8 protein-coding genes and 1 pseudogene are annotated in these 12,074 nt (G+C 40.0%); 5 read left to right on the top strand and 4 right to left on the bottom strand.

Annotated features, from left to right (window positions below; translation table 11 throughout):
- Positions 1-6: 6 nt before the first annotated feature.
- From BN1354_RS06270 to BN1354_RS06260, 3 genes are read right to left on the bottom strand one after another with little or no spacing between them, the layout of a single operon-like run.
- Entirely contained in the window at positions 7-1,344 is a 1,338-nt protein-coding gene (locus tag BN1354_RS06270; protein ID WP_045089195.1) for a DUF4959 domain-containing protein, read from the bottom strand.
- A 25-nt stretch (positions 1,345-1,369) separates the two neighbouring features.
- Positions 1,370-3,310, bottom strand: a complete 1,941-nt coding sequence (locus tag BN1354_RS06265) for a RagB/SusD family nutrient uptake outer membrane protein (protein ID WP_074010739.1) — start codon at positions 3,308-3,310, stop codon at positions 1,370-1,372.
- 27 nt (positions 3,311-3,337) lie between these two features.
- The gene (locus tag BN1354_RS06260) at positions 3,338-6,496 is read right to left on the bottom strand and encodes a SusC/RagA family TonB-linked outer membrane protein (protein ID WP_053826557.1); all 3,159 of its coding nucleotides are present in this window, start codon (positions 6,494-6,496) and stop codon (positions 3,338-3,340) included.
- 313 nt (positions 6,497-6,809) lie between these two features.
- Between BN1354_RS06260 and BN1354_RS06255 the strand changes: the two genes are divergently transcribed.
- Both BN1354_RS06255 and BN1354_RS06250 read left to right on the top strand, forming a co-directional pair.
- Positions 6,810-7,238 (top strand): hypothetical protein, encoded by a 429-nt coding sequence (locus BN1354_RS06255; protein WP_045089198.1) that lies wholly within the window; start codon positions 6,810-6,812, stop codon positions 7,236-7,238.
- Positions 7,239-7,397: 159 nt separating this feature from the next.
- On the top strand, positions 7,398-8,276 hold the full coding sequence (locus BN1354_RS06250) for a polysaccharide deacetylase family protein (protein ID WP_053826556.1): 879 nt from the start codon (positions 7,398-7,400) through the stop codon (positions 8,274-8,276).
- A 40-nt stretch (positions 8,277-8,316) separates the two neighbouring features.
- Here the strand turns inward: BN1354_RS06250 and BN1354_RS06245 are convergent, their stop codons facing one another.
- Positions 8,317-9,024: a DsbA family oxidoreductase gene (locus BN1354_RS06245; RefSeq protein WP_053826555.1), complete on the bottom strand. Its 708-nt coding sequence runs from the start codon at positions 9,022-9,024 to the stop codon at positions 8,317-8,319.
- A gap of 321 nt (positions 9,025-9,345) precedes the next feature.
- On the opposite strand from BN1354_RS06245, the pseudogene tnpC reads away from it, so the two are divergent.
- The 3 genes and pseudogenes from tnpC to BN1354_RS06235 all read left to right on the top strand — a co-directional run.
- Positions 9,346-10,251, top strand: a pseudogene (gene tnpC / locus BN1354_RS06240) (IS66 family transposase); the annotation flags it as partial.
- Positions 10,252-10,580: 329 nt separating this feature from the next.
- Positions 10,581-10,718: a hypothetical protein gene (locus tag BN1354_RS12020; RefSeq protein WP_157360196.1), complete on the top strand. Its 138-nt coding sequence runs from the start codon at positions 10,581-10,583 to the stop codon at positions 10,716-10,718.
- A gap of 365 nt (positions 10,719-11,083) precedes the next feature.
- Entirely contained in the window at positions 11,084-11,968 is an 885-nt protein-coding gene (locus tag BN1354_RS06235; protein WP_053826553.1) for a trypsin-like peptidase domain-containing protein, read from the top strand.
- The last annotated feature ends 106 nt before the right edge of the window (positions 11,969-12,074 follow it).

The following is a 12,074-nucleotide window of genomic DNA, read 5'->3' as shown; positions in this document are numbered from 1 at the left end:
ATAATGTTACTCCCATCCGGGGATTGGTCCTGTAAGCACTTTATCATCCTCAATAATTGAGCCGTCAGCTTCAGTTCCGAACAGGGTAATCTCTGACATACATCCTGAGTTACCGTTGCCAAACTGCTTGATTGCTTTAAAGCGGAGATAACGGAAGTTCTTAGTGAAACGTGGGTTGTCAGGATAGAACATAAATTCATGTCCTGCTCTTGCCTCATTATTTGCTTCAATAACAGAAGCCGGTTTCACTATACGATATCTGCCAACATATTCCCAATCATCAAGAATACCATCAGAAGCGTCCTGGTCGTTACTTACCCAGATCTCGAAGATCTCAACATTCTCACCGGTGTAAAGCATGCCCCATGCATTACGCTGCCAGATTTTGAAGCGGCTTGCTTTGATCTCTCTACCCATATCAATGTAGTAAGAGAAAGGATAACCTATCTGACCTGTGTTGAAGTAGTTCAGGTTAAGTACAGGCTCATAGTCATACTCATTATCCCAGAATTTCTCGATACGCCCTTCCACGTGCGACATAGGAGCATTCTTCAAACTGTCATTCTGGTAAAGTCTGTCATACTCAGGGAACGGTCTTTGATTAAATGGATTATCATCACTGCTGTAATCCCACTTGTTGCCATACAGAAGCTGATCGCGCAAGAATGCCCACTGATCCTTAGAAATTGGAGCATCGATAAGCGGGGTGATCTGACCGAAATCCACTGCTTCAGTCTCATTACCATATGTGTCTTTGATGTGTACACTTACAGTATGAGGAACACCTGTCAGGTTCTCGATTACAAATCGGTCCTTCTTCAGGTTTGAAGAGTAGATCTGATTCACATCCTTATCTCCAACTTTCACGTTAACTAAAATCTGTACAGTAAGCTGCTGATCATTGGTCCAGTCAACCACAAGAGAAGAGAATCCAGGCTGTACAGTTACAGTCTCAAGGATAGCAGCAGTTGTAGGAATAAGAGGAGTAACATTCATTACAACCGGTTCAGAGTGATTATTATCTCTGTCAACAGAGAACAGCTTCACCTGATATTCCTTTACACTACCAAGACCTTCAATAAAAAGAGTGTCAGCATAAACACTGCTTGTCTTTGAAATTACCTCTCCATTATCAATCTGATATTCCCCCCTAACATAGAGGAAGTCCTCATCTTCTGGAATTGTGTAAGTAAAGTAACCACCACCATTCAGCGGTGTAAACTGCACATCCTTTATCTGAGCAGGCGGAGTCATATCACCACTGGTAGCTTCATCCTGGCAACTATTCAAGAGTGGCAGCAATGCCAGGACAAAAAGTATTGTTATGTTATAAATATATTTCATATTGTTATATTTTATTTGTGCTGTTTTACCATCCCGGATTTTGTACTAAGTTTGGATTTCTGTTCAAATCCCACAATGGAATTGGCATTAAATAATCACGAGGCGTTTGCCAAACACGGTTTTGTAAGGTCATAAGGATATAGAACTGTTCAGGGTCAACACCTGTAGTGTTCCATCCTTTCACCGGAGAGTTGAAATATCTTCCGGCCTCTTTCCATCTTGTTACATCAAAGTAGCGTTTTCCTTCGAAGCTAAGCTCGATTGAGCGCTCAGTATGTATAATGTCGCGAAGACCCTCCTTGGTTGTATGTTTGCCAACGTTTCTTACTATTGATGGATCACTCCATACATCCTCTATATCAGGCAGACCAGCTCTTCTTCTGATTTTGTTAAGAGCATCGTATGCAGGCTGGCCGGGACCGTTAAGCTCATTATATGCTTCAGCATACATCAGATAGAGGTCGGAAAGCCTAAATATCGGATAAGGATATTTCACCACACGTGCCCAGTGGCCGGTTCCGGATTCAGGATGCACAAGCTTCTTAACACCAACACCAGTCCAGTAGAAGTCGGTCGTATGATGAGCACCTCTACCGCCGGGGAACTCGTTATAACGCATCTTTACATCATTTGCGATGTCATGAGTACGCCAGATACTGCGGTCAACAGCCAGCCATGCATAAAAGCGAGGCTCTCTGTTAAGATGAAGTTTGATAGTTTTCTCACCATCCTGCATATAACCCTTATGATAAGTATCATTAGGAACAGTAGTAATTTCCAGTCTGCCATCATATTCATAAGTAATGTCATCCTCAATTGGAACACCATTCTTTGAATAGAAACGCTCTACCATTCTGTAGTCAGCCCCCAGCCACTGCCAAGCATAACCAGCCTGTGTTGGGTCGGCAACCGAACGCATATTAGTTGCATGAGCAAAACCACCCTGACCTTCATAATCAAGTCCTGAATAACCCCAAATTACCTCATCATTCCAAGGCTCAACAATTGAGAATCTTTCATTATAAGCATACTGAATGATTTCTGAAGTAGCGAAATTATCAACATCCCAGAATTTAGGAGTACCCTTGTATTCATAAAGCTTCTTACCGTTTGCTTCAGCAATTTCAATAGCTTCAGTTATTGCGTCAAGTGCATCTTTCCATTTAGATTCGTCATACTGCATCGGGAAGAGCAGCTCACCATTAATACCCTTGAAGTTACTATAGAACTCAGAGTTGCCATTGAAAAGCGGACTTGCTCTTGTAAGCAGTACCTCAGCCTTGATAGCCTTAGCAATCTGCTGATCAACCTGACCAAGGAAAGAAGCATCTCTTGAGATAGAAAGATCACCTTCGGTAAGTACCTCATCTATAAGGCCAACAACATAATTAAAGCAAGAGTCTATGGATTGTCTTTCCTGTCTTACATCCTCCACACTTGAATATGGTTCAAGATTCTCATCAGCAATAACGATTGGTCCATAAAGACGAGTAAGATAATAGTGATAATAAGCCTTAAGAATCTTAACCTGTGCAATCCAGTCCTTCTTCTCCCTTGGAGTCAGGTCAGGCACATCTTCAATATTCTGCAGAAAGATATTACATACCCTGATACCTTCGTAAAGACTATTTGCACCGCCTCCACCTGCCCAGTAGTTAAGTATAGGATCATTAGAGTTATTCAGTCCGCGCATCAATTTAATACCACGGTTTATACCTCTGTTATTTGCATAATCACTGTCGAGACGACCAAGCCACTCATCTCCTGCAAGTGACATGGACTCATGTATCTTTTCGTAATTAGGCATATATCTGTAGCAGGTAGAGAGAGCATTCAGAGCCTTATCCCTGTTTTCGAAGAGACTCCCAACCTCCACTGTGTTATCGGGCACAACGTCAAGGAAATCGCACCCCGTGAAGAGCATCGATATGCCTATTAAACAAATTGTAAATATTTTATATTTCATAATCTATTAAACTTTAAATCTTTATGGTTAAAATGAAACAGTTAAACCAACACTGTAAACCTTCTGAAGAGGATAATTAAACCCTTCACCACCCATTTCAGGATCCCATAATTTGAAATCCGACAAGTTAAACAGGTTCTGACCAGCAAGATATAGTCTCAAGCTTTCAATACCTGTGCTTGGGAAGAAATTCTTAGGCAATGTATAACCAAGCTCAGCATTCTTCATACGTAGGAAACGACCGTTACGGATCCACCATGTAGAGTTGGAAACGTTGTTATTGTCGTTATAAGAAGCAGAAAGTCTTGGCCAGAAAGCCTTAGCAACCGGGTTGTTAGGATTCCAGTGGTCGTCAGCGATATACTGCATAGCATTGCGCTGTTCAACAAAAGGAGCAATGTTATTAGGATTTATAAAGAAAGAAACCCTGTCCTGTCCCTGCATAAAGAATGACAAGTCGAAGTTCTTATATCCTCCTGAAAGACCAAAACCATAAGTGATTTCCGGTACAATAGGATAACCGATATGCACCTGGTCGTCAGAGTTTACTCTACCGTCACCGTTAATATCCTTATACTTGATATCACCTGCACGTACAATACCTCCAAGTTCCTGTCTTGGTGAGTTAGCCACGTCAGCTTCGTCAATAAACAGACGCTCTGCAATATAACCTTTCCATGTGTTGATAGGCCAGCCAATATTGCTCAGATATGACCAACGATATTCAGGTTCTTCATTCTCAATTATTTCGTTGTGTGCATATGTAAAGTTAAAGCGGCCGCTTATCCAAAGATCCTTGTTGAATGAGTGGTTTAGGTCGATAGATCCATCCCAACCGGCACTTTTTACCTCACCCACGTTACCATACACGTTGCTGGTAAGACCCATTGTCTCAGGTAAGTTAGCCCTTGCCTGATAGATCTGCTCACGATTTTCAGTAAAGTACTCAACAATAACTTTCAGAGCTCTGTTTTTGAACAGGTCCATTTCAAAACCAACATTCTGTTTTACAGCAATTTCCCATGTAATCTGTGGGTTTGCATATCTGTTAATGTTGAAGCCACCATAGCTTGAGTTGAAATTGCGTCCCCATCTGTAACCCCATGAACCCGGGTCGATATCAGAAAGGAAGAAGAATCTGTCCTCAGGACCGGCAATCTGGTCGTTACCCACCATACCAAGAGAGTATTTTAGCTTGAACATTGGCATAACGTCCTGCAATGGCTCCCAGTACGACTCGTTAGAAAGAATATAACCAACACCCATAGCAGGGAAGATACCCCAGCGGTGATCGCTTGCAAACTTCTCAGAACCGGTATAGGTTAAACTCATCTCAGCAAGATACCTGTCGTCGAAACCATAGTTAAACCTTGCTCTCATACCCTGTAGTCGCTGTGGAAGCGTACGCTGAATAGATCCGGGATTACCACTTGTGTTCTTGATCTCCTCCTGAGTATAGATAAGAAGACCGCTCACATCATGCACACCGGCAAATCTGCGGGCATAGGTTAAACCACCCTCAAGATAAAGTCTGAATACACCATCTCTCCACTGTTCAGGATCACCAAGAGCGTCAGTACCCCTGCGAACTTCCTGAAGTACATAAGTGTCATTAAATGCATCATAGTTCTTGATATTATACAGATAAGGAGTGTAGCTTCTCTTGCTTTCGTGATAAGAATCACTCTTGATAGAAACCTTACCTCTTGCCATCAAACCTTCTGTAAGCGCATCCAGGTTCTGATCCAGTGAGAACTGTGAAGTAATTCTACCAGTAGATCCATCCTTGTAACCTCTAACCATCTGTGCAAAAGGGTTCATCATAGAACCTGTAGCGTCAGATCCGAAAAGAGTGTGCTTCACATATGCGTGATCCTCATCTGGCAGATAGAACTTAGGGAACTCAACAGGGTTAGAGTTCATAACACTCTTGAATACATCATCAGTATTGTCAAGTGGTCCTGTATAATTCTCAAAAATAGAGTTCATATTGATATCAAAGACAGTAGTTGGCGTCAGGTCCATAGTGATGTTTGCCAATATGTTAAATCTGTCGATATCAATATTGTTCTTAAAGTTGTTCAGACGGTTGTTTTTCAGGATACCCTCCTCCTTATTGTATGAAACAGCAAGGTAGTATCTTACTACTGAACCCCCGCCCGAAACATTAAAGTTGTAATACTGGTTGAAGGCATTAGAATTAAACATCTCGTCATACCAGTTGATATTTGGGTAGGCATACTCATTTAGCCCTTCCATGGTATTCTGAATCTTCTGAGCATTGTAATAAGGCTCCAACAGAGGGTTGTCATTAAACTGTGCCTGGTTGTACAGGTTCATATAAGTTATACCATCAACAGTTTTCTGAACCTTGGTAGGAGTAGAAAGTCGCCCTTCTACCCTGAAAGAGATCTTTGGCGCACCTGCCTGACCTTTTTTGGTTGTTACCATGATAACACCGTTAGCACCCTTTGATCCGTAAAGAGCTGCCGAGGTAGCATCCTTTAATACGGAGAACGATGCAATGTTGTCAGGGTCAACGCGTGCCAGTGCATTTGCGTCAACTTCAAAGCCATCAAGAAGGATAAGTGGACTGCTTGCGTAACCAAAAGTTGTAACACCACGCACAAAGAACTGAGCGTTATCAGCACCCGGCTCACCACTTCTCTGGTAAGAGATTACACCGGCAAGACGACCGGCCAGTGCTGTTGTAAGGTTACTTGAAGGAACCTTTAGTTCGGAAGGACTGATGGTTTCAATTGATGAAACCACACTCTCTTTCTTCTGTGTGGCAAATGCAGTTACAGTTACCTCGTCCAGCATCTCAACATCCTCGAGTAGCTGTACATTGTAAATTGTACCTGAACCAACCTCAATCGTTACAGTTTTCATTCCCAGAAACTGAAAACGTAGTTCTTCACCAGTGGCAGCTTCTATAGTGTAAGCGCCATCAACATCAGTAATCACTCCTCCCTGCCGGCTTGGAACCATTACGGTGACACCCGGTAGAGGATCGTTATTACCATCAACAACAACGCCCGAAATAGGTCTTCTGTTTTGTTGTACAGACTGAACATCAACAGCCGAAGAATTACTGCTGCGTGCTACCGTATTCATTGAGAACAATGAAACCGCAACACATAAAGCAATAATTTTAGGTGTTTTCAAAGTTTTAATTTTACTCATAAAATCGCATTTTACTTTTTTCAATGTTTGTAATTAATATATTAGATTAGAACCTGATTTTTTGACAATTGTAAGTTTTTTAATATGGGTTATTCAGTTGTATTGCGCATTATAATTTGGTTTATTCAATGATTTTCACTTCTTTTGTGTTAAATCGATCACAAAATTATAGAAAAAACATGTTATAAATAAAGAAAAATTAGACGTTTAACATTTAAAATAGATGAATTTGAAATGTCAAAAAACAAAGTAGAATATAAAATGCTATTAATTAATTATATACTATTATAAGAATTAAATTAAAAATTCCACGATGAAAACTAAAAAAAATGCCCTTTACGTACTGTTTGCACTAATACTTACCGGTCTGATTTCCTGTAACCATGGGTTTGATGATTGTACAAATACCATTTATATCAAAAATAACAGTGCCAAATCCATATATGCTGTAAGCACTCTGAAGAAAGATTTCTTTAATTTTAACCCTACAAATGAAAATTATAAAGATGACTTCATGATAGAGCCAGGTGAGACAATAAAAGTTAAAATTGGCATAAAACTACAGTGTTGGGAGCAGACACTTGAGCAGACCGGTGGATATGTGTACATATATGTATACGATGCTGAATATCTTGAAAATCCCGATGTTAGGTGGGAGGATGCACAGAAAAACCATATCAAGTTATATACCCTCAATGTGAATGACCTTCGGGATATGAAGTGGGAAGTAAAGTATCCTTAACAGTTTAAAATCTCCTAATTTTATATATACTATCACTATAAAATATAAATAATATCAATATTAACAAAATATCCTGCTTAGTTAATATACATTTGTGTATTAGAGGTGTTCATATAGAATAAAGAGGTATATCGGTACAAATCAATAAGTTCAATTGTGATGCGACAATATTACAATATAGTATTGGCTGCTGCTGTAACTGCAGTATTAGCACTCTTGTTTTTTAATATCTTTTCTGACAGGTATAAAGAGAGAGAGTATAATAGTTCGTTTGAGTGGCCTGAGGGTAAGAAAATGGGACTGAGTTTAACTTTCGATGATGGTCGCAACTCCCAGATAGATAAAGGAATTCCACTATTCGACAAGTATGGAGTGAAAGGAACGTTCTATGTATCCACACAAAATATCATTGGTAGGACAGAAAAGTGGAGAAGGGCTGCAGCCAACGGTCACGAAATTGGAAACCACACCCTTTCGCATCCCTGCACAGGTAATTTCACTTGGACCATGGGCTATGAGCTGGAGTACTTCACGCTTGACAGAATGAGGGACGAACTGGAGGCCGCAAGTGAAATAATCAGGGACTCGCTGGGTGTTCTTCCGGTTTCGTTTGCATATCCGTGCGGACAAACATTTGTTGGCAGTGGAATAGAGACAAAGAGCTATGTACCTCTTGTAGCCACAATGTTCCAGACCGGCAGGGGATGGCTTGATGAAGGACCAAACGACCCTATGATATGCGATATGGCCCATCTCCTTGGAATGAACATGGATGGCATGTCGTTCAGGGAAGTAAAACGAATGATCGAGTTTGCAAAAAGAACCGGCAAATGGCTGATACTGGTTGGTCACGAAATGGATGTCAAAGGCGATCAGACCACCTATCTCTCAACCCTCGACGCCATTTGCAAGTACGCTACAGATCCAGCCAACGAGATATGGATCGACAATGTACAGAACATCGCATCATACATTTCAGAAAAGCGTAACGATATAATCGTAGCAAAAGCCCTCCATGAGGAGTTTATTACAGAATAAAAAAAGTCTGTCTACAGCAATTATAAACAGGCTTTTCAGCTTAATCACAAACCCCGTCGATTGAGCAGCTCTGACCCTTTGTAACCTCAATCTTGATTTCTGGATTAGCCTCCCTCCATTCCTCATAAGCTTTCTCCAGCGTCTGCAGGAACGCCTGAGGCGGTTGAGCGCCAGAAACAGCATACTTACGGTTAAACACGAAAAACGGAACACCTGTAACACCAATAGCTCGCGCCTCCTGAATATCCTGTCTCACCATATCTGAATACCTCTCATCACTCAGCGAGCTCCTTATTTCAGTCTCGTTAAGTCCCGCCTCCTTACCCAGTTCCAGCAACGTATCATCATCAGCAATATTCCTTCCCTCAGTAAAAAAAGCCCTGAACAGACGCTCCTCAGCAGCATCACCCAGTCCACGCATTTTAGCAAGCTGAAGCACCCTGTGAGCCTTAAACGAGTTAACCATAACCGCTCTGTCGAAATCATATTCCAGTCCCACGCCCTTCGCCATCTGAGTAACATTATTCAGCATACCCTCAACCTGCGGTCTGCCCAACCCCTTACTCACCATAAGATAATCGGTATAGTTTGAGTCCTGAACCTCCGGTAACGAAGGATCCAGCTGAAAACTCTTCCACTCCACCTCAATTCCGTTCTTATTGCTGAACTGCTCAAGGGCAGTCTCAAAATTTCTTTTGCCGATGTAACAAAACGGGCACATCACATCGCTCCATATTTCAATTTTCATATTGATATCTCTTATATTTATTTATTAGCTATGTTTAGAAACAAATTTAACACATCACGAGCAAACTGCAGCTATATAGTTGGAACAGATGCAATCTCCTGCTATATTTGTGATAGATCACAACCAGCCCCACGATTACCTTTCGGTTAACCTTATAGAGTTTGTCTTGACAACATAATTTGTATCAATACAGATAAACAGACTTTCTGCCGTACATAACAGGTACATCGGCCATACCTGGTCCGTACCAACATCATATCTTCTTCAATGCAACTTCATATCCACATTAATAATTTATGAGGATGGACTGGATAATGTAGGTATGAGCAAACCATATCCAAGAAAGACGAAAAGATACTTGATTTAGAGAAGCAGGTTGCTTACTTAAGACGTAGGATATGGGGCAAGTCCAGTGAACGCTTTATAAAAGAAGATCCCCGTCAACGCATGATCGACTTTGAAGGTATAGACCTTTTGCCTGAAGAAAAAGAACTTGCAGAAGCAGCTAAAGCAGATCTAGAAACCTTCAAAGAAAGACGTGTAAAAGAGCGTGTAAAAAGAAAACCTGTACGCAAATCTTTACCTGAGGGTCTTCCACGAGTAGAAGAGCATCTTTATCCCGATGAGGTAAAAGACAGCGCTGATACATTGACAGAGTTAGAACCCGAGATAACTGAAGTTATGGAGTATGAACCCGGAAGATGCTGGGTAAGGAAGATTATACGTCATAAATATGTTGTAAAAAGCAAAACTGAACAGGATTACCAGAAGTCTTCTTCTATTATAACTGCACCACTTCCTGCAAAATACCAACCAATTGCACGCAGTTATGCAGGAGCATCACTCTTGGCGGAACTGATGATAAACAAGTACGTTAATCACCTTCCTTTTTATCGTCAGATACAGATGATGAAGCAGATGGGTGTAAATCTTCCGCCACCAACGGTGAACGATTGGTTCAAGGATACGGCCGACTTGTTGAGACCATTATATTACCGGCTTAAAGAACTTGTCCTTGCTACCGACTATATCCAGGTTGATGAGACCACTGTTCCTGTAATAAACAACGAGAAGCATAAATCCGTAAATGGATACATGTGGATGGTTCGCTCTGCAATGGACAAGCAAGTCTTCTTCCATTATGACAACGGTTCAAGAGCACAGAAGGTAGCATTATCCCTTTTGAAAGACTTCCGAGGTGTAATGCAGACTGACGGGTACAGTGTACTTTCGTGACTGTATGGTATATGTGCTGAGTCATATTCACGTTTATGATGAAGATTACACAGTCCTATACTCCGATGCCGGCTGCATGGACAAGTGGACCAAAAAGAAGAGATTAACCCAGCCCTGCAATCGCTTATTGATGAGTTTGGGTTGGAGGAGGTGTAATAGCTATCTATCTAAACATTATAAATTACAACTGAATAAAAGAAATTACTTTATATTTTGACGTAAGGTGTCAAAATGATTGCTTTGCTTTGCATTTAGGGTAGATAAATTACTGCAAAGGTCATAGATGTGAGAACACTAATAGCAATCGAAAATTCAACATTATGAAGAAGTTTAGAGTCTTATTTATTTCAGTATTTACATTATTTATTACTGGTTGTGAATCTTCTATTGATACTTTAAACAATCAAATAGAAGGGGAAATAGAATATGAAATAAAAGAGGAGAAAGAGGTAAAATAAGAGAAAGAAGAAAATCACACTAAAGGTAGTTCTATTGAAGATTGGGAGGTAGATGCTGATTCGACGGTTTATGAGTTGAAGCCGAGCGGGAAGGGGGTAGTTTAAAAATAAATATGTAGTTTGTTTTACACAACCCATTTAAAGGTGATTTTTATTTCATTCTATTTATAATTTTAGTTAACTTTGGTTTTTTAACATAATTAGATTTGTTGACTAAAGAAAGATTTAATGAATCATAATCAAAACAAGTTTCGTAAACACCCCCTGATTTCGTAAGGATATACGAATGTTATATTTCAGGTATTTACGAAAGTGGTATTTATTGCGTAAATAACACGTTACCAACAATTTTAAAATAAACCATCATGTACATTAAAGCAATCGAAACAGTAGACCAGTTTACTAGACCAGTTCACACGATAACAAGAACTTACGGTGGACTTGTTTCGCCTGGGACGTCAACAATTTTTTTTGTTAATGAAGAAGGTGTAGCAATTACATGCAAACACGTATTAAATATTATTGCACAGGCAGACCCTGTCAATATTCAGTTTAATAATTTCAAAACAGAACGTGACAAGTTGGCAAAAGATGGAAAATTCAAAAAAAATCTATTGGGACTTGAGTTGAAATATAAGTACAAGAAAGAAACTACAGTTCAAATTAAAAATAGCTTCGTCAATTCGGTGGACGTAATTGGTAATATCAAATACCATGCGCATCCAACACTTGATTTAGCTATAATTATTTTTGAAGGTTTCAAACAGAAATTCTATAATTCTTATGCTACTTTCGTAAAAGACCCTAATAAGATAAAACAAGGAAAATCTTTATGTAGACTTGGTTATCCATTTCCAGAGTTTAATAATTTTCAACATAATCCTGCGACTGATGATATTGAATGGACGAATACAGGTAATCCAAATTCTCCAAAATTTCCTTTAGACGGTATCATAACAAGATTTGGTGGTGACGGTAATCAAATAATTTCAATAGAAATGAGTACACCAGGACTTCGTGGACAAAGTGGCGGACCATTATTTGATTCAGAAGGTTTAGTTTACGGTATGCAGTACATGACAAGTCACCTTCATTTAGGCTTCGATATAAAAGACAAAGAAATAATTCATGAAGGAAAAAAGACCAAAGTTTCCAATTACCCTTTTTTGCACGTTGGTCATTGCATTCATGTGGACAGAATTAAAGAATTTTTAACTCAACACAATATAAAATTTTACGAAGAACAATAAAAACTGTTGGTAACATCATGTATAAAACATTGGGGTTTAAGCGGTTGCTTGAATGTTTCTGCCCCGCATCAGCTTTTGTGTCGGTAGACAGTGACGACGCCCGCAA

Source organism: Lascolabacillus massiliensis (assembly GCF_001282625.1).
GTDB classification, from domain to species: Bacteria; Bacteroidota; Bacteroidia; order Bacteroidales; family Dysgonomonadaceae; genus Proteiniphilum; species Proteiniphilum massiliensis.
The sequence above is the reverse complement of the archived record's forward strand: the minus strand, read 5'-3'. Positions and strand labels throughout refer to the sequence as shown.

What these genes read in the sequence shown, in the direction of transcription:
- BN1354_RS06270 (WP_045089195.1), bottom strand. Translation starts at nt 1,344, where the DNA reads ATGAAATATATTTATAACATAACAATACTTTTTGTCCTGGCATTGCTG.
- BN1354_RS06265 (WP_074010739.1), bottom strand. Translation starts at nt 3,310, where the DNA reads ATGAAATATAAAATATTTACAATTTGTTTAATAGGCATATCGATGCTC.
- BN1354_RS06260 (WP_053826557.1), bottom strand. Translation starts at nt 6,496, where the DNA reads ATGAGTAAAATTAAAACTTTGAAAACACCTAAAATTATTGCTTTATGT.
- BN1354_RS06255 (WP_045089198.1), top strand. Translation starts at nt 6,810, where the DNA reads ATGAAAACTAAAAAAAATGCCCTTTACGTACTGTTTGCACTAATACTT.
- BN1354_RS06250 (WP_053826556.1), top strand. Translation starts at nt 7,398, where the DNA reads ATGCGACAATATTACAATATAGTATTGGCTGCTGCTGTAACTGCAGTA.
- BN1354_RS06245 (WP_053826555.1), bottom strand. Translation starts at nt 9,024, where the DNA reads ATGAAAATTGAAATATGGAGCGATGTGATGTGCCCGTTTTGTTACATC.
- BN1354_RS12020 (WP_157360196.1), top strand. Translation starts at nt 10,581, where the DNA reads ATGAAGAAGTTTAGAGTCTTATTTATTTCAGTATTTACATTATTTATT.
- BN1354_RS06235 (WP_053826553.1), top strand. Translation starts at nt 11,084, where the DNA reads ATGTACATTAAAGCAATCGAAACAGTAGACCAGTTTACTAGACCAGTT.